We start from the raw sequence: 23,348 nt of genomic DNA on the forward strand, positions 1-23,348 counted from the left end.
GCAGCACCGCAGGCCGGGCGGCAGGGCCGCAGGCCGGGCGGCCGGGGAAAGGGCTCGCGCAACCGTACGGACATCGACATGATCACGACATGACATGGACAGCACCCGGGGTCACCCGGCCCGGCGGATCGCTCGCGGCCGACGAACGCACCCTGCTCACCGGCCTCCTCGCCTGGCACCGCAGCACCCTGCTGCACAAGTGCGCGGGGCTGACCGGTGAGCAGTTGGCCGAGCGGTCCGTGCCGCCGTCGGACCTGTCGCTGCTGGGGCTGATCCGGCACTTGGCGAAGGTCGAGCGCATCTGGTTCCGCGAGCGGTTCGCCGGCCAGGACGTGCCCCGGCTGCACGGCACGGAGGAGAACAAGAACGCCGACTTCGACGAGGTGGACCCGGCCCGTGCCGCCGAGGACTACGCCTGCCTGCTGGAGGAGCAGCGCCTGGCCGACGCGGTCGTGGCGGAGGCGTCCCTGGACGAGACGTTCACCGCCGGCGGCGAGACGTACTCGCTGCGTTTCGTCCTCATCCACCTCATCGGTGAGTACGCCCGCCACAACGGGCACGCGGACCTGGTGCGGGAGCGGGTGGACGGCGTCACAGGAGGCTGAGCGGGCGAGGCGGTGGCCCCGCCGGTGAGGCGGTGGGCCGGCGGGGCCACGTGTGACGCGCTCGCGGTCAGCCGAGGGCCCCGTCGGTCAGCGCGAGGGTGAATCCGTTGTTGATGACGAAGTGGTGGGCGTGGTTGACCGACTGGGTGCCGCCGCCGAGTTCCTCTTCGTCGGCGGGGTGGAAGAGACCGTTGACGGTGGCTCCCGCACCCGTTTCCGTCACCCTGTTGCCGCCGGTCGGCACGAACGTCCTGGCCTCGGTCAGCCTGGTCTGGGCGCCCGTGTTCCACTTGATGGTGTCGCTGGTCGTGGTCTCCACGATGCTGTCGGAGACGGTGGGCAGCCCCGCCATCTTGATCGTCGCGGACGTCAGGTTGGGGTGTCCGGGAGCGGAGCATCCGGTGAGGGTGCCGCTGCCGGTCGCCGTGGCGTTGACGTCCATGGTGAAGCCGCCGCCGGTGCAGGTGACGAGCGTGGCCTGCTGGGCCGACGCGGCCGTGCTGCCGAACGTCCCGAGCCCGAGCGCGAGCGCCCCGGCGAGTGCGGCCGCGCCGGCCGTCAGCCGGCGGGGCGTGGATGGGAACATGCCGTCCTCCTTCGCTTGGCAGGCGTCCCGGCGGAACGGCAGCCGGGAGCCCCTGTTGGAGGGAGGGTGCGCACCATCCTGCCCAGAGTGTGCTCGCGTCAGCACTAGTTGCGGAATCACCCATTCAGGTGAACCGCGGCGGGTGCGCGAACCCCCTGCGACCAGTGCGAAGAGCGTCAACTCCCGGGCCGTACGAGCCGGTCGGCGGACCGTGCGGCGAAGAACAGCAGCCCGGCCGTCAACACCGCCGCCGAACCGGCCGCAACGGCCACGGCACCCGCGCCCGGCGCGTGCCTCAGCACCCCGTGGAGGACGATCCCGAGCCCGCCCACCGACACCAGCGGCCCCGCCGCGTACCAGAAGAAGAAGCGGAACACCCCGGGGTCGCCGATCGGCGAGCTCACCCCGGAGAACAGCATGTCCGTACGGGCCGGTCCGCGGCTCGCCGAGAAGACCGCCGCCGCGGCGAACGGCAGCGCGCACACCGGCATCAGCACCAGCGCCCACGGCGCCCCCGCCACCGCGAACGGCACCGCCGCGAGCAGCGCCAGCAGGGCTCCGAGCACCGCCGGCATCACCGCGTGCTGAAGCATGAGCGTACGGAAGCGGAAGGGGGACCAGGCCGCGCGCCGCACGTCGTCCGTCTCCAGCCGGGCCGGCTCGGCGAGGACGCCCACGGCGAAGTAGCCGAGCAGCAGGGCGGCGGCGAGGCCGACGGCGCGGGCGCCGCCGGAGAACTGCAGGCCCAGGGCGGCCGCCGCCGTGGCGCAGGCCAGCCACATCAGGGCCTTTCCCGGGCGGGCGGGCGTCCGCAGCAGGGACAGCAGGTCCCGCCAGACCACCACGAGGTATTTGCTGCGCGGGCGCGGCAGCCGGACGCTGCGCATGCGGCCGGCGCCGGGGCCGGCGGCGGCGGCCGCGTCCATCAGGGCGAGCTTGGCGGCCCGCAGCTCCGCCGAGTACATCACCGACGACACGGTCTGGGCGGTCGCCGCCCGCCGCCGCAGCTGCGCCGTGGGCACGAGCGCGGCGTCCCGGTGTCCCTGCACCAGGCCGGCGGCCGTCAGGAGCGCCAGCAGGACGACGGCGGCCGGCCAGCCGGCGGCGTGGCCGCCGGTGACGGAGACGACGGGCTGGGCGGCCCAGCCCCACGGCCCGGACCACAGCTCCACCTGCTCCAGCAGGGTGCTCCGGTGCCCGGCCGCGGCGGCCGCGGTCTGCCCGGCGAGCAGCATCAGCACGACCACGGCCAGGGGCGAGAAGCGGCGGACGAGGTGCGCGAGCCCGGCCCGGTGCTCCACCGCCATGCCCGCCGCGACGGCCAGCAGCGGCAGGCACACCGCAGCCGGGAGCAGCGCGAGCAGGGCGCCGCCCGGCGAGGCCAGGCCCAGGACGCGCAGGACGACGGCCGCGGCGACCGCGGCCACCAGGGCGGTGACGGCCGACACCCCCGACGACAGCCAGAACCAGGGGCGCAGGATGACGGACCTGCGCACGGGCTGCGCGAGGAGCCAGCCGACCGAAGGGGCGGGGACGACGACGGGGCCGCGCCACAGGGCGTCGCGCGCGGCGAGCAGGGCCAGGGCGGCGGTCAGGAGCGTGAAGAAGGCCGGCAGGGCGGCCTGGACGTGCGCGCCGACGTCGCTGTAGTCCGCGCCGAGCCGGAGCCGGTGCAGGAAGTAGACGGCGTACCCGCCGCCGTAGCCGGCGCCGAGGAGCACGAGCGTATAGACGAGGACGGCGACGTCGCGGCCCTTCTGACGGCGGTGGGACTTGCGCTTCTCCCGCAGCCAGCGCAGCGTCTCGGCGGTGCGGTCGTCCTCTCCCTCGCTCCACACGAGTTCGTCCTCCGCGGACTCGTCCCGTACCGGCTCGTCGAGCTCGCCCCGTACGGACTCGTCGTGGCTCATCCGCGCAGCCCCAGCTCGGCCAGGACCTCCGCCGGCGGGCCCTCCGCGATCACCCGGCCGTCCTCCAGGGCGATCATCCGGTCCGCGATGGTCTCCGCGAGCTCGGCCTGGTGCGTGGCCAGCAGGACGGCCACGCCGTCGCGCTTCTCGCCGTTCAGGAGCTCCGCGAGGCGGACCCGGGCGTCCGGGTCGAGCCGCTGCTCGGGCTCGTCGAGGACGAGCAGGTCGCGGGGGCGGACGAGGGCGGCGGCCAGCAGAAGGGACTGGAGCTGGCCGGAGGAGAGCGAGCCGGGCAGCGCCTGCGCGTGGCCGGACAGCCGGCGGTCGGCGAGCACCTCGTCGATCCAGGCGTCGGCGTCCTCCACGGCGTGGGCGACGGTGACGAGTTCGAGGTGCTCGCGCACGGTCAGGTCCGGGTAGGTCGCGACGGTGTCGCCGACGACCGCGACCCTGGCCCGTACCTCCGGATCGTCCTCCGAGATCTTGCGGCCCGCGAAGTGCGCAGTGCCGCTCGTCGGCTCGTCCCGGCCGCACGCGATCCGCAGCAGCGTGGACTTGCCGGAGCCGTTGTGGCCGAAAAGGGCGGTGCAGGTGCCGGGTTCCAGGTCCAGGTCGAGCGGGAGCAGCGCCTTCCGTTCCCCGTAGGTGCGGCTGACCCCGCGCAGCCGCAGCAGCGGGGCGGGGGCGCCTTGCGGCGCCGTCGAGCCGGTCATGAGAAGCCTCCGTACGCGGGTGATCACTCAGCCAGACCCTAGTGAACGGACGACGCCCGGCGGTGCCCGCCTCCCGTGCGCGACGATGGCCCCCATGAACCCAGCGCGCGACTCCGCACCCGAGCCCGCACCCCTGTCCGGCACCTCCGGCACCGCTGGCGCCTTCGGCCCGCTCGGCTTCCAGCTCGTCCTGCTGCGGCGGATGGCCGACCACCAGCCCGGTCTCGTCGAGGACGCCCTGCACGAGCTCGGCGTCGGCAGGGCGGAGATGCGGGAGGCCAACCGGCGCTGGCAGGCCATGCTGCGGGCCCCGGGGCGGCGCGGGGCAGGCCCGCGCTACCGCTCGGTACTCGGCCCGCCCGACGCCACCGGCGAGCGCCGCATCGGCGACCTGCCCTTCGAGGCGTCGGCGTGGCGGCTGCCGCTCTGGCCGGACCTGCGGTTCGAGGTGCTGGCGGCGCCCGGCGGGGCCGTGTGGAACGAGTGGCTGGTCCGCGCGCCCGGCGCGCCCGGCCCCGAGCTGCGCACGGTGGAGGACCTGCGGCCCTGGTCGTGCACGGTGGACGAGGTGGCGCGCGCCTTCGCCCCCGCCCGCCCCTTGGAGGGCACGGCCCCTACCCGCTGGCGCCTCGCGTTCACCGCGCCGGACGCCGCCGGGAAGCGGGGAGAGTACGTGGTCGAGTTCACGTGGGGGCTGCTGCAGCGGTTCGTCTGAGGCGGACAGGGCGCACGGTCTGCGGGCTGCAGTAGTTCAAACCCGAACCGTCCTCATCCTTTAGAGGGAGACAGAACTGGCCGTTCACCCGAGGCGGCGGACACCGGCCGGTCCCTAGCGTGAACGGGTACCACGACCGGATCCCCCACACCGGACGGACAGCCCATGCCCCGCAGGACCTCCTCCGCACCCGCCCTTGCAGCGGCCCTGATCCTGCCCGCCGCGCTCGCCACCGCCCTGCTCACCGCCTGCTCGTCCGGCACGGCCGGCAGCACGGCAGCCAGCGGCACCCCGGCCTCGCCCGAGGAGCCGGCCCGCCTCTCGATCCCCTCCATCGGCGTGGACAGCGCGCTGCTGCGCCTCGGCAGGAACGGCGACGGCACCGTGCAAGTGCCGCCGCCGGAGAAGGGCATGACGGCCGGCTGGTACACGGGCGGGGCCGTGCCCGGCGAGCCCGGCGCCGCCGTCGTCATCGGCCACAGCGACACCCGCGAGGGCAGGGCCGTCTTCCACGACCTGGAGAAGGTGGACGAGGGGACGGCCGTCGACGTCCGGCGCGGGGACGGCAAGCTGCTGCGCTTCTCCGTCACCGGCAAGGAGACGGCCGGCAAGTCCGCCTTCCCCACGCGGAAGGTCTACGGGCCGACGAAGGAGCGGGTGCTGCGGCTGGTCACCTGCGCGGGCGGCCCGGACGCGAACGGGCACCCGGTGAAGAACCTCATCGTCTACGCGGCCCTGACGCCGTGACGACGCGGGCCGCGCAGACGCGCGGGGCGGGAGGGGTCAGGCCAGCTCGGCCGTCAGCGTGATCGTCGTCCCGGTGAGGGCCTGGCTGACGGGGCAGTTCTTCTTGGCGCCCTCGGCGGCCTCCTGGAAGCCCGCCGCGTCCAGCCCCGGGACCTCGCCGCGGACGGTGAGGTGGATGCCGGTGATGCCCTCGCCCGGCTGGAACGTGACGTCGGCCTTGGTCTCCAGGCGGGTGGGCGGGGTGCCCGCGCCCGTCAGGCCGTGCGAGAGGGCCATGGAGAAGCAGCTGGAGTGCGCGGCCGCGATCAGCTCCTCCGGGCTCGTCTTGCCGTTGGCCTGCTCGGCGCGCGACGGCCACGACACCGGCTGCGAGCCGATGCCGGACGAGTCGAAGCTGACGGTGCCGCTGCCCTTGAGCAGCTCGCCTTCCCAGACGGTGTGCGCGGTGCGGATGGTGGCCACGGATCGTCCTCCAGATCACTGCTCGGTTTCGGAGATCAAAGCTTATGGGCTCGGCGCGGGCACGGGGCCCTGCTGCGCGCGGGCACGGTGAAGAGGAACGTGCCGGATCACGCCGAGCGCACGTTCCAGGCCACGAGCGCGGGGCGCCCGTGCTCGGCGCCGATCCGGCTGACGGTCGCGGTGTCGAGCCGGAAGAGCGCGCCCGCGGCGGGCGGCAGGCCGAGCCTGCGGGCGGTCAACACGCGCAGGAAGTGCCCGTGCGCCACGAGGACCACGTCCCCGCCGCCGGCCTCCAGCAGGGGGACGACGCGGGCCAGCACCCGGTCGGCGCGCGCGCCGACCTGCGCGGGCGTCTCGCCCGGGTGCTCCGGCGGCCCGGGGACGACGCCGTCGTCCCACAGGTACCAGCCGGGGCGGGTGCGGTGGATCTCCTCGGTGGTGACGCCCTCGTAGCCGCCGTAGTCCCACTCGTGGAGGTCCGGGTCGGTCTCCGTGTTCTCCAGCCCGGCGAGCTCGGCCGTCCGCAGGGCCCGCTTCATCGGGCTCACCAGGACCTTCGCGGGCGTGCTGCCGGCGAGCAGCGGGCGCAGGGCCTCCGCCTGCAGCTCGCCGCGGTCGGTCAGGGCCACGTCCGTGAAGCCGGTGTGGCGGCCGTCGCGGCTCCACTCCGTCTCGCCGTGCCGGATCAGCAGCAGCTCACTCACCGGAGGGCTGCCCCTCGCCCTGCGCCGCCGGCTGCCCGGCCTTGGCCTGCTCCTCGGCGACGGAGGCGCGCACCTCGTCCATGTCGAGCCCGCGGGCCTGCCGGATGACGTCCTCCAGCGCGGCCTCCGGCAGGGCGCCCGGCTGCGCGAACACCGCGATGTTGTCCCGCACGATCATCAGCGTCGGGATCGACCGGATGTCGAAGGCGGCCGCCAGCTCGGCCTGGGCCTCGGTGTCGACCTTGGCGAAGACCAGGTCGCCGTGGCGCTCGGCGGCCGCCTCGTACACGGGCGCGAACTGCCGGCAGGGGCCGCACCACGACGCCCAGAAGTCGATGAGCACGAATCCGCTGCCGGAGACGATCTCGTCGAAGTTGTCCTTGGTGAGCTCCACCGTGCTGCTGCTCATGCGTCGCTACCTGCTTCCGCTGTGGCGTCGGGTGACCGTCGGACCGGCCCAGCAGCGCCAACAGGATGACGCCGGGCCGTATTCCGCCGCATACCCGTGCGGGGACGGGGCAGACGGCCCGCGGGGCAGGACGTGGCCGAAGTCGTGCGGTCCCGGGCCCGCACAGCGCGAAGCCCCGCCGGGCCGAGCGGGAGCCGGGCCGGGCGGGGCTTTCGAAAACGCAGGTCGCATCGTTTCTGCAGCGACATCGCGTGGGTGGGGCGGGTGGGACTCGAACCCACGGCCGACGGATTATGAGTCCGCTGCTCTAACCGGCTGAGCTACCGCCCCGTTCACGGCGCGTCGCGCACATCTGTGCGCGCCGTCTGCCGCAGCATAGCCGCTCATACGATCTGCTGCCCCTGAGGGGGCGTATTGCGTGACCTACCTGACCATGAGGACTTCGATCACGGCGGGACGGTTCCCTCCGGAAGCACTTCCGGACACGAAAAAGGACCCCCGAAGGGGTCCTCGATCGCTTGCTCCTCCGACTGGACTCGAACCAGTAACCTGCCGGTTAACAGCCGGCTGCTCTGCCAATTGAGCTACAGAGGATCGCGCTCCCCCGACTGGACTCGAACCAGTAACCTGCCGGTTAACAGCCGGCTGCTCTGCCAATTGAGCTACAGGGGACTGCTGCGTTTGCTTCGAATGCCCTTCCGACCGGTCTTCCGGGCGGCGGGCGCTCGCTGCGAGACATACATTAGCGCAAGCAGGGGGGTGCTCCGCCAATCGGTACCCCGGGAGTGACCTTCGCACCCGGCGGGTAGGCGGCGACCACGGTGCGACGACGGTGTCCGAGGGATCCGAGGGATCCAAGGAAGGGTGTGCGGGATGCGCTACCGGCTGACGTTCATGTTGGGAGCAGCCGTCGGATACGTCCTGGGGGCGAGGGCCGGCCGGGACCGTTACGAACAGCTGCGCAAGGGGGCCCGGCAGATCGCGCAGAACCCCGCCGTCCGGAACACCGTCGAGTCCGCCGCGCAGAACGGCCGGGCACTGGCCTCCCAGGCCCTCGCCAAGGCGGGCGACCGGATGCCGGAGTCCGTGGCCGAGCGCGTGCGGTCCCTGCGCGAGCGGGGCCGGGGCTCCGAGGACGACTGGGGCACCAGCAACACCTGACCCGGCCGTCCCGCCCGCCCCGCCGCGGTCACACCCGTCCCGGCGGTTTACTCCTGACCCCGGCCGGTGGCCGACCGGCTAACACCCCTCCGGCGCGCGGAGCATGCCCCGGGGTTTGGCATCATCTCGGCATGGGCATAGTCGCGGGCTTGGACAGTTCCACCGAGAGCACACGGATCGTCGTCTGCGATACGGACACGGGTGCCGTGCTCCGGCAGGGGTACGCCCCTCATCCGCACACCGAAGGCGACCCTCAGGCCTGGCTGATCAGCCTGGGCGAGGCCGCCGCCGGCGGGCTCCTGGAGGGCGTCCAGGCCATCGGGGTGTCCGCGCAGCAGAACGGCCTGCTCGCGCTGGACGCCGGCGGGGTGCTCGTACGGCCCGCGATGCTCGGCAACGACAAGCGGATGCAGCCCTCCGCCGCCGACCTGACCGACGCGCTCGGCGGGCGGGCCGCGTGGGCGCAGGCCGTCGGCTCCGTGCCGCAGCCCGGCCAGATGGTCGCCAAGCTGCGCTGGCTCGCCCGCAACGAGCCCGAGTCCGCCCAGCGCATCGCCGCCCTGCTGCAGCCCCACGACTGGCTCGTGTGGCAGCTCCTGGGCCGCCCGCTGCGGCGCACGACCGACCGCGGCGACGCCTCGGGCACCGGCCTGTGGTCGGCCGCGACCGGCTCCTGGCGGCCCGACCTGGTGGAACTCGCCCTGGGCCGCCAAGCGGTGCTCCCCGACGTGCTCGCGCCCGCCGAGCCCGCCGGGCACACCCCCGAGGGGCTGCTGATCTCCGCGGGCACGGGCGAGACCATGGCCGCCGCCTTCGGGCTCGGCGTGGGGCCGGGCGACGCGGTGATCTCGCTCGGGGCCTCGGGCTCGGTGTTCGCCGTCCACCACGAGGCGCTCGTCGACGACACCGGGACGATCACGTCCCTCGCCGACGCGACCGGCATGCACCTGCCCGTGGTGCACACCCTCAACGCCGTACGGGTGCTGCGCGGCACGGCCGAGCTGCTGGGCACGGACCTCCCCGGCCTGTCCGAGCTGGCCCTGCAGTCCTCCCCCGGCTCGTACGGGCTCGTGATGCTGCCGTACCTGGAGGGCGAGCGGACCCCGCACCTGCCGCACACGGCGGGCAGCCTCGCGGGGCTGCGGCGCGAGAGCATGAAGCGCGAACACCTGGCGCGGGCCGCGTTCGAGGGCATGCTGTGCGGGCTGACGGACGCCCTCGACGTGCTGCGCACGCGCGGGGTGCAGGTGCGGCGGGTGTTCCTGCTGGGGCCCGCGGCGGAGCTGCCCGCCGTGCAGGTGATAGCGCCGGCCCTGTTCGGCACGCAGGTCGTCGTGCCGCAGCCCGCGGACTACGCGGCCCTGGGCGCGGCCCGGCAGGCGGCCTGGGCGCTGGGCGTCCAGCAAGGGGGGCTGGCGCCCCACGAGCCGCCCATGTGGCCCGCCGCCGCCGGTCAGGCGTTCGACCCCGGGGAGGATCTCGCCGTGGGGCAGGCGGTGCGGCAGCAGTACGCCGCCGTGCGCGATCAGACGCACCCCGGAGCGTTCCGGGCCGGCTAGCCGCGGCTCCGCCGTCCCGGGCTCCGGTCCCGGGCCCGGCCCGCCGGGTCAGTCGAGGTAGCCGCGCAGCTGGTCGGCGAAGGCGTGGTCGCGGAGCTTGTTGAGGGTCTTGGACTCGATCTGGCGGATCCGCTCGCGGGTCACGCCGAAGATGCGGCCGATCTCCTCCAGCGTGCGGGGGCGGCCGTCGACCAGCCCGTAGCGCAGCTGCACGACCTTGCGCTCGCGCTCGCCGAGCGTCGACAGGACGGCCTCCAGGTGCTCGCGCAGCAGCAGGAACGCGGCCGACTCCACGGGGGAGGCCGCGTCGCCGTCCTCGATCAGGTCGCCGAGGGCGACGTCGTCCTCCTCGCCGACGGGCGCGTGCAGCGAGACCGGCTCCTGGGCCAGCCGCAGCACCTCGCTGACCCGCTCCTGGGTGAGGTCGAGGTGGGCGGCCACCTCGTCGGCCGTGGGCTCGTAGCCGCGCTCCTGGAGCATGCGGCGCTGGACGCGCACGACGCGGTTGATCAGCTCGACGACGTGCACCGGGACGCGGATCGTGCGGGCCTGGTCCGCGAGGGCCCGCGACATGGCCTGGCGGATCCACCACGTCGCGTACGTGGAGAACTTGTAGCCGCGGGCGTAGTCGAACTTCTCCACGGCCCGGATCAGGCCCAGGTTGCCCTCCTGGACGAGGTCCAGCATGGTCAGGCCGCGGCCGATGTAGCGCTTGGCGACGGAGACGACGAGGCGCAGGTTGGCCTCGATGAGGCGCCGTTTGGCCATCCGGCCGAGCACGACCAGGCGGTCGAGGTCGAGGGCGAGCCGGGAGTCCAGGTCCGGGGCGCCGGCGAGCTTCTCCTCGGCGAACAGGCCGGCCTCCACGCAGCGGGCCAGCTCGACCTCCTCGGCGGCGGAGAGCAGCGGGATGCGGCCGATCTCGCGCAGGTACTGGCGGAAGAGGTCGGAGGAGGGGCCGCCGGTGTCGGGGCGTACGGAGTCCGCGGAGGCGGCCCGGGGGGCCTCGGGTTCGGCCTCGGGTTCGGCCTCGGACTCGGCCTCGGACGCCGCTTCGGTCTCGTTCTCGGTCTCGGTCTCGGCTTCGGATTCCGCTGCCCGGCTCGCGGCCGGATCCGGCAGGAGCGGCTCGTCGGGGAGGCTCTCGGCCTGCGGTGCGGCGGGCTGCCGGGGCACGCCCTGGGCCGGGGCGGCGGCCGGGGGCCGTGGCTGGGGCCTGGTCGGGGTCCGGGTCTGCACGGGGGCGACCTCCAAGGTGATCGCTGCCAGTTCGGGGCGGCATGCGCCGGAGGGGCGGCAGCGGCCTGGCCGCCGGCCGTCCCGGGGATCAGGAGCGGCTTCGCGAAGGGTTCCGAGTTCCGGGTCCGAGCGGCCGGGCCTGCCGCGTCCGAGGACTCAGGCACCGCCCACCAGTGTGGGGTACGACGCGGGCCCGCCACGAGGGGCTTGCGGGCACTTTCTGAGTCCGTTCCGTGACCGGTGGTTACGACCTCCGCTTCCGCGGCGGTGGGCCGACAGGGCCGGGCCCTTGGATCCGCCGCCGCGGCGATCAGCCGGTACGGCGCGGTCCGGCGGTGCCGGACGAAGCTGCCGGGCAGCCCGGCACCGCCGGATCACTCCGTGGGGGTTTCTCGCCGTCGCGGCGGAATTGAAGGGCATGCGCCCTTCACCCGCCGGTTCCCGGCGGCAAGCCCGGCCCCCTCGGGGGCGGGCCCTACAGCGCCGCCGCCCCGCGGTCCTTCAGGGAGCGGGCGTACTGCTCCAGGACCCACAGTTCGTTCTGCACGGCGGCCAGGTGTTCCGGGTCCGGGCGGCTGCCCAGGCGGATCAGGCTGCCCTGGACCTCCTGGATGCGGCGTTCCACGGCGCGCAGCCGGACCTGGACGAGCTGTATTCCCGCGTAGACCTCGTCCACGTTCTTGTGCCGGATCGCCTCGACGGCCAGCTCCGTGATCATCGCCCGGACGGTGTCGTCGGGGGCGGCCTCCCGGACGCGGGTGAGGTAGTCGGCGGGGGCGGCGGTGACGCCCCCGGCCTCCTCGATAGCGCGGCGCACGGCCACGTAGGGCGCGGCGGTGAACTCGTCCTCGCCGTACGCGTCGAAGGCGGGGGCGACGAGCTCGGGCCGCTGAAGGGCGAGCTTGAGCAGCTCGCGCTCGGTGAGCGCGACGGGGCTGCGCAGGTTGAGCGCGGGGCCGCGGGCGGCCTGCGGCCCGCCGGCCCGGTGGTGGGCGAGCCCCGCCGCGGGCCCGGTGGCCGGCGCGCCGGCCCGGCCGGCGGAGCGCTGCTGGGGGCCGCCGCGCTCCCCGCGCTCGCGCGCCCAGCGAGCCAGCTGCCCGACGCGCATGACGACGAACTGGGTGTCGAGGATGCCCAGCAGGCCGGCGAGCCGGACGGCGTACTGGTGCCGGATGGAGCCGTCCTTGATGTTCGCCACGATGGGCGCGGCTTCCTCCAGAGCGGCGGCCTGGCCCTCGGGATCCTCAACGGTGTGCCGGGCGACCACGGAACGGATCGCGAACTCGAAGAGGGGGGTGCTCTCCTCGACCAGTCGCCGTACGGCGTCGTCGCCGTCGGCGAGGCGGAGCTCGCACGGATCCATCCCGCCGGGGCTGACAGCGATCTTGGTGCTCGCCGCGAACTTCTGGTCGTCCTCGAAGGCCCGCAGGGCCGCGCGCTGCCCGGCGGCGTCACCGTCGAAGGTAAAGATCACCTTCGCGCCGGAGTTGTCCATCAGCAGCCGGCGGAGGATCTTGATGTGGTCGCCGGCGAAGGCGGTGCCGCAGGTGGCGATGGCGGTGGTGACGCCGGCCAGATGGCAGGCCATGACGTCGGTGTAGCCCTCGACGACGACGGCGCGGCTGGTCTTGGCGATGTCCTTCTTCGCGAGGTCGATGCCGTAGAGGACGTGCGACTTGCGGTAGAGGGGCGTCTCGGGGGTGTTGAGGTACTTGGGGCCGTTGTCGTCGTCGCGGAGCTTGCGCGCGCCGAAGCCGACGACCTCGCCGGTGATGTCGCGGATGGGCCACATCAGGCGGCCGCGGAAGCGGTCGATGGGGCGGCCGCCGCGGCTCTCCTGGGCGAGGCCGGAGAGGATCAGCTCCTTGTCGCTGAAGCCCTTGCCGCGCAGGAAGCGGGTGAGGTGGTCCCAGCCGGCGGGGCTGTAGCCGACGCTGAAGTGCTCGGCGGCGTCCTGGCCGAAGCCGCGGCTCGCGAGGAACTGCCGGCCGATCTCCGCCTCGGGGCTGCCGAGCTGCTCGGCGTAGAACTTCGCGGCGTGCTTGTGGGCCTCGACGAGGCGGATGCGCTCGCCCTGCTGGCGGCCCGGGGTGTAGCCGCCCTCCTCGTAGCGCAGGGTGATGCCGGCCTGGCCGGCCAGCCGCTCGATCGTTTCGGCGAAGGAGAGGTGGTCGATCTTCATGACGAAGTCGACGGTGTCCCCGCCCTCCTGGCAGCCGAAGCAGTAGAAGAGCCCCTTGGCCGGGCTGACCTGGAAGGACGGGGACTTCTCGTCGTGGAAGGGGCACAGGCCCTTGAGGTTGCCGCCGCCCGCGTTGCGCAGCTGGAGGTACTCGGACACGACGGCGTCGATCGGGACCGCGTCCCGGACCGCCTTCACGTCGTCATCGTTGATCCGTCCTGCCACGCGTGAATTCTACGGGCGGGGGGCGGCGGCGCGGACCGGTCAGGACTGTGCCGGGCTGGGCAGCAGGGCCTCCAGGGGGGCGGCGGGGTCGGCGAGGGCCTCGGGGTCCAGGGGGGCGCCGGAGCGGATGAGCTTCTGGATGGTGTCCGTGACATCCCACACATTGACGTTCATCCCGGCGAGGAGGCGCCCCCCGGCGAGCCAGAAGGCGATGAACTCGCGCTTGCCGACGTCGCCGCGGCAGACGACCTGGTCGTAGGAGCCGGGCGGGGCGTAGCCGGAGTACTCCAGGCCGACGTCGTACTGGTCGGAGAAGAAGTACGGCACGCGGTCGTAGGCGACCTCCTGGCCGAGCATGGCGCGGGCGGCGGCCGGGCCGGTGTGGAGGGCGTTGGCCCAGTGCTCGACGCGGAGCCTCGTGCCCATCGACGGGTGCTCGGCCGCGGCGACGTCGCCCGCGGCGTAGATCTCGGGGTCGGAGGTGCGCAGGGAGGCGTCGACGGCGATGCCGCCGCCGTCGGCGCGGTCGACGAGGGCGAGGCCCGCGGATTCGGCGAGGGCGGTGCGGGGGGCGGCGCCGATGGCGGCGAGGACGGCGTGGGCGGGGTGCTCCTCGCCGTCGTCGGTGCGGGCGGCCAGCACCATGCCGTCCTGGCCGGTGATCTCGGTGAGGCGGGCGCCGAAGTGGAAGCGGACGCCGTGCTCGCTGTGCAGGTCGGTGAAGAGCTGGCCGAGCTCGGGGCCGAGGACGGGGTGCAGCGGCGTGGGCTCGGGCTCGACGACGGTCACCTCGGCACCGTAGGAACGGGCGGCGGCGGCCACTTCGAGGCCGATCCAGCCCGCGCCGGCGATGACGAGGTGGCCGTTGTCGCGGCCGAGGGCGGCGAGGACGCCGCGCAGCCGCTCGGCGTGGGCGAGGCGGCGCAGGTGGTGGACGCCGGCGAGGCCGGTGCCGGGGATCTCGAGGCGGCGGGGCTCGGCGCCGGTGGCGAGCAGCAGCTTGTCGTAGTGGACGCGGGTGCCGTCGCCGAGGCGGACGGAGCGGTTCGCGCGGTCGAGGTGGACGGCGGGCTGGCCGAGGTGCAGCTCGATGTCGGCCTGGGCGTACCAGGCGGGCTCGTGGACGAAGACGCTGTCGCGGTCTTCCTTGCCCGTGAGGTAGCCCTTGGAGAGCGGTGGGCGCTCGTAGGGGTGTTCCCGCTCGTCGCAGATGAGGATCACCCGGCCGGTGAAGCCTTCCGTGCGGAGGGTCTCCGCGGCCTTCGCCCCGGCCAGGCCCCCTCCGACGATGACGAACGTCTGGTTCGCGTCGACCACTTGCTGCCTCCTCGCTGCCACGCGCTGCGTCTGCAGTGCGTCTGCGGTGAACCGCCCCCGGCCGGAATCGGCCCGTGCAGAGGTTGCCGCACGGGGCCCGCCGCCGGAAGAGGGACTACCCCGGACGGGTCAGTACCCGCAAGGTGTGGGGGAAGTCCTCGGATTCTGTGGACATTCGGTCACCCTTCTGACACACGACGCCCTTCGGTGAGGCGGGCGAGCAGGGAGCGCGCCGAGACGTCGGTCAGGGCGGAGATCTGGTCGACGACGGCGCGCTGGCGGCCGGCGTCGTCCGTGGCGGCGGCGTGGAGGGTGCGGAACTGCGGGTCGAGGCCGTCGGGGGCGCGGGCGGTGAGGGCCGCGGCGAGCTCGGCGATGACGACGCGCTGCTCGGCGCGGAGCTTCTCCTGGTCCTCGCGCTGCATCACGTAGCGGTCGGCGACGGCCTTCAAGACCGCGCATTCGAGGCGGATTTCGCGGGGGACGACGAGCTCGGCGCCGTAGCGGGTGAGCCGGCCGGGGCCCCATGCGGCGCGGGTGGCGGCCTCGGCGGCCAGGCAGAAGCGGCCGATGAGCTGGCTGGTGGCGTCCTTGAGGCGGGCCTGGGCCACGGCCGAGCCGTCGTAGCCGTGCGGCCACCACTCCTGCTCCAGGAGCCGGTCGAGGGCCTCGGCGAGCTCGCCGGGCTCCGCGCCGGGGGCGTAGCGGCCGGCGGCGACGTCGAAGACGTCCCGGCGCTCGGGGGCGGCGAGCAGCACATTGGGGTCGAGGTGGCCGGCGTGCAGGCCGTCCTCGACGTCGTGCACGGAGTAGGCGACGTCGTCGGCCCAGTCCATGACCTGGGCCTCGAAGCTCCGCCGGCCCGCGGGGGCGCCCTGCCGCAGCCAGGTGAAGACGGGCATGTCGTCCGCGTAGACGCCGAACTTGCGGGAGGCCGGGTCGGTGGGGTGGCCGCCGCGCGGCCAGGGGTACTTGGTGGCGGCGTCGAGGGCGGCCCGGGTGAGGTTGAGGCCGACGCTGACGAGCTCGCCGCCGTCGCCCGCGGGCACGAACCGCTTGGGCTCCAGGCGGGTGAGGAGGCGCAGCGACTGGGCGTTGCCCTCGAACCCGCCGCACAGGCCCGCGACTTCGTTGAGCGCCTCCTCGCCGTTGTGGCCGAACGGGGGGTGGCCGAGGTCGTGCGCGAGGCAGGCGGCCTCGACGAGGTCGGGGTCGCAGCCGAGGGCCGCGCCGAGCTCCCGGCCGACCTGGGCGCACTCCAGGGAGTGGGTGAGGCGGGTGCGGGGGCTGGCGTCCCAGGCCTGGGCGCTGACGCCGGGCGTGACGACCTGGGTCTTGCCGGCGAGGCGGCGCAGGGCGGCGGAGTGCAGCACGCGGGCCCGGTCGCGCTGGAAGGCGGTGCGCCCCGGGCGTTTGTCGGGCTCGGGGGCCCAGCGCTCCAGGTCCTGCTCGTCGTATCCGGCGATGGGGGGCTGCTCGCCCTCGGTGCGTGCCGTTCCGTTCATACTCCTGACGGTAACCGCCGGGTCTGACAGCAGCGACGGCGCGGGCCGCCGCGGGCCCCGGTTCCGGACGCGGCGTCGGGCGCACGGCCCTGACCTGCGGGGGCCGGGGAACCGGCCGGGTGTCCGGTGCGTTCTTACCGGTCGACGGGGAGGGTGATCGACATGATGCGGGGCCGCGTGCTGCGGATGCGGGTACGGCTGCCGCGGACGCGGCGGGAGCGGCGGCGGCTGCTGTGGGCCGCCGTGGCCGGCTGTGTGCTCGGGCTGCTGCCGGCGACGTGGGTGTACGCGGCGGCGGAGCCGCGGATGCGGACCGCCCGAGACGTGCCGGCCGCGCCGGTCGCCATGGTCTTCGGCGCGGGCCTGTGGGACGGCAAGCCGTCCCCGTACCTGGCGCACCGCCTCGACGCCGCGGTCGAGCTGTACCGGGCGGGCAAGGTCCGCGTGGTGCTGGTCACCGGCGACAACAGCCGCGAGGAGTACGACGAGCCGGACGCGATGCGGGCGTACCTGACGGAGCGCGGGGTGCCCGCGGACCGCATCGTCAGCGACTTCGCGGGCTTCGACACGTGGGACTCGTGCACGCGCGCCGTGCGCATCTTCGGCGTGAAGAAGGCGGTGCTCATCACGCAGGGCTTCCACGTCCGGCGGGCGCTGGCGCTGTGCGGGGCGGCGGGGATCGACGCGTACGGGGTCGGGGTGGCCGCCAAGCACGACGTGACCTGGTACGCGGGCGGTGCGCGGGAGGTGTTCGCTTCGGGAAAGGCCGCCCTGGACGCGGTGATCCGCCCCGGTCCGCGGTTCCTCGGCCCCCGCGAACCGGGCGTGGAACAGGCGCTTTCGCGTTAGGGCCACCGGCTCCGGGTTACCGCGCGTTCCGCCGGAGCCGCGGCGCGGTGGCCTGTCTCCGTTGCGGCGGGCCGCTTCTTTCCGCCGCTTCTTTTCGCCGCGGCGGCGCGCAACCACGACGGTGCGGACCGGCGGTGCCGGACCGGCCTAGTCCCGTACGGGCTCGCGGTCGTTTATGGCGTCCAGGTACAGCTTGAAGATCTCGTCGTCGTTGACCGGGCTGTACGAGATCCGCGCGCTCTCGTCGCCGTCCGGCCCGCCGCCGTTGAGGCCGCCCAGCACGCCCACGAGGTCGCCGGTGCGCGTGCGCTCGTCGAAGTGCGTGAGCCACGGGCTGCCGGAGGTGCCCGAGACGAAGCCGTCGCAGCGCATCCGCAGCTGGTTGCGGTCTTCGAGGCGGGTGGTCATGGCGGTGCAGCGGACGGCCTTGTCGGCGGGGTCGTCGTCCGCGTCGGGATAGCCGATGACGGTGACGCGGTTGACGTAGCCGGGCGTGCGGACCAGCCGGTTGGCGCCGGTGACGCGCTCGATCTGGCGGCCGCGGCCGTCGGCCCTGACGGTGGCGAACGCGAAGTCCAGGTCGGAGCCCGCGCCCGTGTCGCTGCGGCGGGGGTCGGCGTAGACGTGGTCCACGGGCCACACCCCGTACGGCTGCTTGCCGGCCCCGGCGCGGTAGTCGGGGACGAACGCGGCGTCGTCGCCGAAGGAGCAGTGCCCGGCCGTGACGATCAGATTGCCCTTGGGGCTGTGCACCACACTGGCGGTGCAGTGGTGGTTGCGCATGTCCTCGCCGACGGAGAAGAGCATGCCCACGGACGGCACCCCGTCGAAGTGGCGGGCGCTGCCGGTGATGCGCTGCGTGTCGGGCGCGGCGTCGCCGTTCTCGCCGTCGGCCCCGTCCTGCGCCGGGTGCTCCAGCCGCGTCGGGCCCCAGAACCGCCGGGCCTCCTCGCTGGACCAGCTGCCCTCCCGGCCGTGGCCACCGGCCCCGCGCGGCACGGCCGCCGCGAGGGTGACGACATAGAGCCCCGCGAGCACGGCCCGGACCCACCGGGCCCGGCCCCACCGGGAGAAACGCACGAGAACCCCCACCACGTCAGGAAGGTAGTGGTCAGGCTAGCCCCATTCACCGGCACACCGGATCGCGCCGGGCCTATTTAAGGGATTTCTTATGCAAGCGCCAGCCGTTCGGTGCATCCGGGCGCCTTTGCGCAGCTCAGACGGCCCGGGCGGCTCGGGCGGGTCAGCCGCCCCACTGGTCGTAGCCCAGCTTGCACACCAGCGACAGGACCACCACGACGAGCACCCCCCGGACGAAGCCGCTGCCCCGCTTCAGGGCCATGCGGGCGCCCAGCGCGCCGCCGGTGAGGTTGAACAGCGCCATGGGGGCGGCGATCTGCCAGATCACGGCGTGCTGGAAGGAGAAGGTGACGAGCGCGCCCACGTTGGTGCACACGTTGACGATCTTGGAGGTGCCGGAGGCCGTCACCAGGTCCATGTGCAGGATCGCGGCGAGGGCGAGCACGAGGAACGTGCCCGTGCCGGGGCCCATGAGCCCGTCGTAGAAGCCGATGCCGAGACCCGCGACGACGATCGCGGCGAGGACGCGGCGGCGCGTCACCGGCTCGGCCGCCGGGAGCGCGCCCGTGCCGAAGGAGGGGCGCAGCAGCACGAAGGCCAGCACGGCCACCAGGATCGCCATGATCAGAGGGCGCAGGACGGCGCTGCTGATGGCGGAGGCGAAGAAGGCCCCCGCGAAGGAGCCCCCGAGCGCGGCGAGGCCGATACGCAGCGCGGTGCGCCCGTTCACCGGTGCGCGGCGGGTGTAGGTGACGGCGGCCGCCGCGGTGCCGCAGATGGCGACGGCCTTGTTGGTGCCGATGGCGTGCGGGACCGGTACGTGCGGCAGGGCCACCATCAGCGCGGGGAGCTGCAGGAGGCCGCCGCCGCCCACCACGGCGTCGACCCACCCCGCCGCGGCCGCGGCGAGGCAGAGCACGAGCAGCGTCGTCAGCGATATGTCGGTGGTCACCCCGGCGATCGTACGGGTTCCTCCCAACTCGCTTGCGGAAGACGGCGGCAGGCCGTGCCGGAGCCGGACACACAGCCGTCACAGGTGTGGGGAAAACGTGTGCCGGGGTGGCGACAGACGGCGGCGGCTGTGCCACAGTGCTGGGCGCTCCGCAGCCCGGCCCGCTCCCCCACCGTCCCTGTCCGCTCGCCCGAAGGGACCTCCCGCGATGACCGTCGCTCCCGAGCAGCTCCCGCCCGCGTCCGCCTCCGCACGCGTCGAGGCGTTCCTCGGGCGCCGCTGGCAGGCCCTCTGCGAGCTGGGCGATCTGACGCCCGGGCGCGGGGTGGCGGTCCTGCTGCCGGACGGCCAGCAGGCCGCCGTCTTCGTCGACCGGGCGGGACGCGCGTACGCCATAGGCAATCAGGACCCGTTCAGCGGGGCGTTCGTCCTCGCGCGCGGCCCGCTGGGCTCCGCGGGCGGGCGGCCGTACGTCACCTCGCCGCCGGCCGGGCGGCGCTTCGACCTGACGGACGGCCGGTGCCTGGACGACGCCGCCGTGTCGGTCCCGGCGTATACGGTCCGGCTGCGCTGAGCGGGGGCGCCCCGCGCGCGGGCCACCGTATCGGGCGAATGCCCGCCCTGCACCCGCTTCCCCTCGCCTACGCTGGGACCGACGAGGGCTACTGACGCGTATGTGCCGGGTGCGGACCGCAGAGGAGCGCAGCAGACGTGACTGGATGGAACGCGAGCGAGATCCCCGACCAGAGCGGCCGCACGGCGGTGGTCACGGGCGCCAACAGCGGCCTCGGCTACGTCACGGCCCGCGAGCTGGCGCGGCACGGCGCACGGGTCGTCCTCGCCTGCCGCGACGCGACGCGCGGCAAGGCCGCCGAGGAGCGGGTCCGCGCGGCGGCGCCCGGCGCCGACGTGCAGTTCGCCCCGCTCGACCTCGCGGACCTGTCCTCGGTGCGGGCCTTCGCCGCGGACCTGCCCGGCGACCGGCTGGACCTGCTGATCAACAACGCCGGGGTGATGGCGCTGCCGCAGCGCCGCACGGTCGACGGGTTCGAGATGCAGTTCGGCACGAACCATCTCGGCCATTTCGCACTGACCGGCCTGCTGCTGCCGCGGCTGCGGGAGGCCGGGCACGGCGCGCGGGTCGTCACCGTCGCCAGCGGGCTGCACGTCCTGGGCACGGTCGACCCTCGCGACCTCAACATGGAGCACCGCTACCGCCGCTGGATCGCCTACGGCCGCTCCAAGAGCGCCAACCTGCTGTTCACGCACGAGCTGGCGCAGCGGCTGACGGCGGAGGGCTCGCGCGTCATCGCCGCCGCCGCGCACCCCGGCTACGCGGCCACGAACCTGCAGACGGCCGGGGCGCGGATGGAGGGCCGGACGACGGCCGAGCACCTCGCCGAGCTGGCCAACCGGCTCTTCGCCCAGAGCCCGGAACAGGGGGCGCTGCCCACGCTGTACGCGGCGACCGCGCAGGACGTCCGGCAGGACGACTACTTCGGGCCGCGCTTCGAGCTCCGCAGCGCGGGGGCGCCTACGCGGCGGGCGGTACGGGCGTGGTGGACGCGCAATGACCGTGCCAGTGCGGGGCTTTGGGCGGCGTCGGAGCGGCTGACGGGCGTGACGTACACCTGGCTGTGACCCGGACCTGACCACGGCCATTGTCCTCAATCTCCCCCAGCTACCGCTGGGAGGTGCCCCCGGACGGGCTTTGATGGGTGAGCGTCTCCAGCAGCCGCCGCGCCCCCTCCCCGTCGATCCGTTCCGCCAGCTCCGCCAGCGGCGCCCCGCCCTCCCGCAGCAGGCCGCTCTCGCGGGCGCGCCGCACCCCCGTGTCCAGCCAGTGCCAGAGCAGCGGGTTGGCAACGAGCACCTGCGGGTCGAACTCCACGCGGTTGCCCCCGGCGTCCCGCAGCACGAGCCGCGGTGTCATGCCGTCCGCCCGGCGCACCTGTGTGAGCAGGTCCGTACGGACGCGTTTCTCGCCCAGCAGGCCGCGCACGGCGAGCCAGCCGTCGCCGGCGGTGACCCGCTGCGGCAGCAGGACGGCCAGCAGGAGCGCGCCGAGGCCGGTCCAGCAGGCGGCGCGCGGTCCGTCGAGCCCGCCGCGGGCGAGGTCGGCGAGGAGGAGGACGCCCGCGAGGGCTGAGCCGCAGTACCAGGCGGCCCGCGCCTCGCGCCGCCAGCCCCGGTCGTGGGCGAGGACCGCACCGCCGGGCGGCCGGGCCTTGGTCCGTGCCGTCCGCGCGACGGGTCCGCCCGCCCGCGCCTTCGAGAGCTGTCGCCGTCCCATGCCCGTGACGCTAGGCCCGTACCGGGGGCGGAACGTCCGGTATTGACGGGCTGCTGACGTCACTTGGGCCAACCCTTACGCCCCGCTGACGTATCCCGGCCCCGGCCGTCAAGAACGCGTGAAGATCCCTCCGGAACGCGCCAAGAGCCCGCCAAGGGTGTGCGCGGGCGCGCGGGGCCGGCTGCACGCTGGGCGTCCCACTCACGGAGGTACGAACAGAATGTCCCTGCTCGCGCACGCGCACCAGCGGCCCGAAGGGGCCGACGAGGAACCGCCCGATACCGGCGCCGCGCAGCCGTCCGCCGAGGACCGGCACCGGCTGACCGCCCCTCAGGGGCTCGCGGCCCTCTCGCTGGACGCGATGGCGTCGGTGGCCTACGGGCCCGAGGCGATCGTCCTGGTGCTGGCCGCGGCGGGCGCGTACGGGCTGGGCTTCACGCTCCCCGTCACCTTCGCGATCGCCGCGCTGCTGGCGGTCCTCGTCGCCTCCTACCGGCAGGTCATCGCGGCGTTCCCGGACGGCGGCGGCTCGTACGCGGTCGCCAAGCGGCACCTCGGCCGGCGCACCGCCCTGGTGACCGCGGCCTCCCTGGTGCTGGACTACGTGCTGAACGTGGCGGTGTCGGTCACCGCCGGCGTCGCCGCCCTGACCTCCGCCTTCCCCTCCCTCTACGCGGACCGGCTGTGGATCTGCCTGGGCGTGCTGGCCCTGGTGACGGGGGTGAACCTGCGCGGCATCGTGGAGTCCGCGAAGTGGTTCATGCTGCCGACCGCCGTGTTCGTCGGCTCGATCCTGACCATGATCGTGGCCGGGCTGCTGCGGGACGCCCCCGCGAGCACCGAGGCCGCCGCCGGGCACGCCTCCGTGCTCGCCGGGAACGCCACGTCCGTGGGTGCCCTGCTGCTCCTGAAGGCGTTCGCCGCCGGCTGCTCCGCCCTCACCGGCGTCGAGGCCGTGGCCAACGCCGTGCCGGCCTTCCGCGCCCCGGCGCAGCGGCGGGCCCAGCGCACGGAGGTCGCACTGGGCGCCCTGCTGGGCGCCATGCTGATCGGCCTGGCGGTGCTCATCGGCCGCTTCCACCTGCAGCCGGTGGAGGGCGTCACCGTCCTCGCGCAGCTCGCCGACGCCTCCCTCGGTCACAACTGGGCCTTCTACGTGGTGCAGTTCGCGACGGTCGTGCTGCTGGCGCTGGCCGCGAACACGTCCTTCGGCGGGCTGCCCGTCCTGATGGCCCTGCTGGCCCGGGACAACTACCTGCCGCACGTCTTCGGCCTCAAGGCGGACCGGCAGGTGCACCGGCACGGCGTGCTGGCCCTCGCGGCGGTCTCCGCGCTGCTGCTGGTCTTCTCCGGGGGCGACGTCAACACGCTCGTGCCGCTGTTCGCGATCGGGGTGTTCGTGGGCTTCACGATCTGCCAGGTCGGCATGGTGCGGCACTGGCGGCGGGAGCGCTCGGCGGGCTGGCGCGGCAAGGCGCTCCTCAACGGCTTCGGCGCGCTGCTGACGGGCGTGTCAGCGGTCGTGGTCACGGCCACGAAGTTCGAGGAGGGCGCCTGGCTGATCGCCCTGGCGCTGCCGCTGATGGTCCTGGTCTTCGAGGCCGTGCACCGTTCGTACGGGCGGATCGGCGAGCGGCTGGGGCTCGGCCGGGTGCCCGAGGCGCCGCGCCGCTGCCACAGCGTGGTCGTCGTGCCCGTCTCCTCCCTCTCCCGGCTGACCAGCAAGGCCCTGACCGCCGCCGTGTCGCTGGGCGACGAGGTGATCGCGGTGACCGCCGTCCAGCCCGACGCGGAGGGGGCGCGGGCCGCCGAGACGCTGCGGCGCGACTGGGAGCTGTGGAACCCGGGCGTCGACCTCGTCGAACTGCCCGCCCCCACGCGCGCCCTGGGCCGCCCCATCGTCGCCTACGTCCACGAGCTCACCGACCGGCACCCCGGCAACCGCGTCACCGTCCTCATCCCCGAGGTCGAGCCCGCCCACGTCTGGCAGCGGCTGCTGCAGAACCAGCGCGGCGCGGTCGTGGCCCACGCGGTGCGCCGGGACACGGACGCGGTGATCTGCCGCCTCCGCTTCCGCATCGGCGCGGAGCCGGCCGCCCGGCGGACCGGCACACGGCGCTAATCACCCTGTCGTA

General features: G+C 74.3%; 22 protein-coding genes and 3 tRNA genes. 9 read left to right on the forward strand and 16 right to left on the reverse strand.

From position 1 onward, the window contains the following. The first annotated feature begins 89 nt into the window (after positions 1–89). Positions 90–605, forward strand: a complete 516-nt coding sequence (locus tag IF61_RS0125270) for a DinB family protein (RefSeq protein ID WP_030368834.1) — start codon at positions 90–92, stop codon at positions 603–605. Positions 606–672: 67 nt separating this feature from the next. Here the strand turns inward: IF61_RS0125270 and IF61_RS0125275 are convergent, their stop codons facing one another. From IF61_RS0125275 to IF61_RS0125285, 3 genes are all read right to left on the reverse strand, one after another. Further along, a complete protein-coding gene (locus IF61_RS0125275) occupies positions 673–1,191 on the reverse strand; it encodes a hypothetical protein (RefSeq protein ID WP_030368835.1) in 519 nt (172 codons plus the stop codon). Positions 1,192–1,367: 176 nt separating this feature from the next. Then, positions 1,368–3,101 carry a DUF6297 family protein gene (locus IF61_RS0125280; protein ID WP_052393021.1) on the reverse strand — a complete coding sequence of 578 codons (1,734 nt, stop codon included), beginning with the start codon at positions 3,099–3,101 and terminating at the stop codon, positions 1,368–1,370. After that, entirely contained in the window at positions 3,098–3,814 is a 717-nt protein-coding gene (locus tag IF61_RS0125285; RefSeq protein WP_052393022.1) for an ATP-binding cassette domain-containing protein, read from the reverse strand. Before IF61_RS0125285 ends, IF61_RS0125280 begins: the two co-directional genes overlap by 4 nt. 94 nt (positions 3,815–3,908) lie before the next feature. On the opposite strand from IF61_RS0125285, the gene IF61_RS0125290 reads away from it, so the two are divergent. Both IF61_RS0125290 and IF61_RS0125295 read left to right on the forward strand, forming a co-directional pair. Further along, positions 3,909–4,529, forward strand: a complete 621-nt coding sequence (locus tag IF61_RS0125290) for a hypothetical protein (RefSeq protein ID WP_052393023.1) — start codon at positions 3,909–3,911, stop codon at positions 4,527–4,529. Between the two features lie 165 nt (positions 4,530–4,694). After that, on the forward strand, positions 4,695–5,276 hold the full coding sequence (locus IF61_RS0125295) for a class F sortase (protein ID WP_030368838.1): 582 nt from the start codon (positions 4,695–4,697) through the stop codon (positions 5,274–5,276). A 36-nt stretch (positions 5,277–5,312) separates the two neighbouring features. Here IF61_RS0125295 and IF61_RS0125300 read toward each other — a convergent pair whose 3' ends face one another. The 6 genes from IF61_RS0125300 to IF61_RS0125325 all read right to left on the reverse strand — a co-directional run bounded on the left by IF61_RS0125300 (position 5,313) and on the right by IF61_RS0125325 (position 7,523). Continuing rightward, positions 5,313–5,738 (reverse strand): OsmC family protein, encoded by a 426-nt coding sequence (locus tag IF61_RS0125300; RefSeq protein ID WP_030368839.1) that lies wholly within the window; start codon positions 5,736–5,738, stop codon positions 5,313–5,315. Between the two features lie 107 nt (positions 5,739–5,845). Next, on the reverse strand, positions 5,846–6,442 hold the full coding sequence (locus IF61_RS0125305) for a histidine phosphatase family protein (protein ID WP_030368840.1): 597 nt from the start codon (positions 6,440–6,442) through the stop codon (positions 5,846–5,848). Then, positions 6,435–6,851, reverse strand: a complete 417-nt coding sequence (trxA, locus tag IF61_RS0125310) for a thioredoxin (protein ID WP_030368841.1) — start codon at positions 6,849–6,851, stop codon at positions 6,435–6,437. The genes IF61_RS0125305 and trxA overlap by 8 nt, the downstream gene beginning before the upstream one ends. A gap of 256 nt (positions 6,852–7,107) precedes the next feature. Next, positions 7,108–7,181, reverse strand: a tRNA-Ile gene (locus tag IF61_RS0125315). A gap of 191 nt (positions 7,182–7,372) precedes the next feature. After that, positions 7,373–7,445, reverse strand: a tRNA-Asn gene (locus IF61_RS0125320). A gap of 5 nt (positions 7,446–7,450) precedes the next feature. Continuing rightward, positions 7,451–7,523: transfer RNA gene (locus tag IF61_RS0125325), tRNA-Asn, on the reverse strand. A 201-nt stretch (positions 7,524–7,724) separates the two neighbouring features. Here IF61_RS0125325 and IF61_RS0125330 point away from each other — a divergent pair. Next, positions 7,725–8,012, forward strand: coding sequence for a hypothetical protein (locus IF61_RS0125330; protein ID WP_030368842.1), 288 nt, complete (start codon positions 7,725–7,727; stop codon positions 8,010–8,012). Positions 8,013–8,143: 131 nt separating this feature from the next. Further along, on the forward strand, positions 8,144–9,571 hold the full coding sequence (locus IF61_RS0125335; protein WP_030368843.1) for an FGGY family carbohydrate kinase: 1,428 nt from the start codon (positions 8,144–8,146) through the stop codon (positions 9,569–9,571). A 48-nt stretch (positions 9,572–9,619) separates the two neighbouring features. Here IF61_RS0125335 and IF61_RS0125340 read toward each other — a convergent pair whose 3' ends face one another. The 4 genes from IF61_RS0125340 to IF61_RS0125355 form a co-directional block, all read right to left on the reverse strand. Beyond that, positions 9,620–10,810 carry an RNA polymerase sigma factor gene (locus tag IF61_RS0125340; RefSeq protein ID WP_030368844.1) on the reverse strand — a complete coding sequence of 397 codons (1,191 nt, stop codon included), beginning with the start codon at positions 10,808–10,810 and terminating at the stop codon, positions 9,620–9,622. Between the two features lie 475 nt (positions 10,811–11,285). Beyond that, on the reverse strand, positions 11,286–13,217 hold the full coding sequence (dnaG, locus tag IF61_RS0125345; protein ID WP_030368845.1) for a DNA primase: 1,932 nt from the start codon (positions 13,215–13,217) through the stop codon (positions 11,286–11,288). 39 nt (positions 13,218–13,256) lie between these two features. Next, positions 13,257–14,534, reverse strand: a complete 1,278-nt coding sequence (locus tag IF61_RS0125350) for an NAD(P)/FAD-dependent oxidoreductase (protein ID WP_030368846.1) — start codon at positions 14,532–14,534, stop codon at positions 13,257–13,259. A 179-nt stretch (positions 14,535–14,713) separates the two neighbouring features. Continuing rightward, positions 14,714–16,039, reverse strand: coding sequence for a deoxyguanosinetriphosphate triphosphohydrolase (locus IF61_RS0125355; protein WP_030368847.1), 1,326 nt, complete (start codon positions 16,037–16,039; stop codon positions 14,714–14,716). 165 nt (positions 16,040–16,204) lie between these two features. On the opposite strand from IF61_RS0125355, the gene IF61_RS0125360 reads away from it, so the two are divergent. Then, the gene (locus IF61_RS0125360) at positions 16,205–16,888 is read left to right on the forward strand and encodes a SanA/YdcF family protein (RefSeq protein WP_030368848.1); all 684 of its coding nucleotides are present in this window, start codon (positions 16,205–16,207) and stop codon (positions 16,886–16,888) included. Between the two features lie 147 nt (positions 16,889–17,035). On the opposite strand, the gene IF61_RS0125365 is transcribed toward IF61_RS0125360, so the two are convergent. Both IF61_RS0125365 and IF61_RS0125370 read right to left on the reverse strand, forming a co-directional pair. Further along, positions 17,036–17,983 (reverse strand): trypsin-like serine peptidase, encoded by a 948-nt coding sequence (locus tag IF61_RS0125365; RefSeq protein ID WP_245684606.1) that lies wholly within the window; start codon positions 17,981–17,983, stop codon positions 17,036–17,038. A 148-nt stretch (positions 17,984–18,131) separates the two neighbouring features. Continuing rightward, complete coding sequence (locus tag IF61_RS0125370) at positions 18,132–18,920, reverse strand: sulfite exporter TauE/SafE family protein (protein WP_030368850.1); 789 nt, start codon at positions 18,918–18,920, stop codon at positions 18,132–18,134. Between the two features lie 208 nt (positions 18,921–19,128). On the opposite strand from IF61_RS0125370, the gene nirD reads away from it, so the two are divergent. Beyond that, the gene (gene nirD, locus IF61_RS0125375) at positions 19,129–19,494 is read left to right on the forward strand and encodes a nitrite reductase small subunit NirD (RefSeq protein ID WP_030368851.1); all 366 of its coding nucleotides are present in this window, start codon (positions 19,129–19,131) and stop codon (positions 19,492–19,494) included. A 137-nt stretch (positions 19,495–19,631) separates the two neighbouring features. Continuing rightward, entirely contained in the window at positions 19,632–20,561 is a 930-nt protein-coding gene (locus IF61_RS0125380) for an oxidoreductase (protein WP_030368852.1), read from the forward strand. Between the two features lie 40 nt (positions 20,562–20,601). On the opposite strand, the gene IF61_RS0125385 is transcribed toward IF61_RS0125380, so the two are convergent. Then, the gene (locus IF61_RS0125385; RefSeq protein ID WP_052393025.1) at positions 20,602–21,213 is read right to left on the reverse strand and encodes a hypothetical protein; all 612 of its coding nucleotides are present in this window, start codon (positions 21,211–21,213) and stop codon (positions 20,602–20,604) included. A gap of 220 nt (positions 21,214–21,433) precedes the next feature. Between IF61_RS0125385 and IF61_RS0125390 the strand changes: the two genes are divergently transcribed. Beyond that, positions 21,434–23,335, forward strand: a complete 1,902-nt coding sequence (locus tag IF61_RS0125390; protein ID WP_043190672.1) for an APC family permease — start codon at positions 21,434–21,436, stop codon at positions 23,333–23,335. The last annotated feature ends 13 nt before the right edge of the window (positions 23,336–23,348 follow it).

Origin of the sequence: Streptomyces roseoverticillatus, from assembly GCF_000719265.1 — a bacterium.
In the GTDB taxonomy this organism is placed as follows: Bacteria; Actinomycetota; Actinomycetes; order Streptomycetales; family Streptomycetaceae; genus Streptomyces; species Streptomyces roseoverticillatus.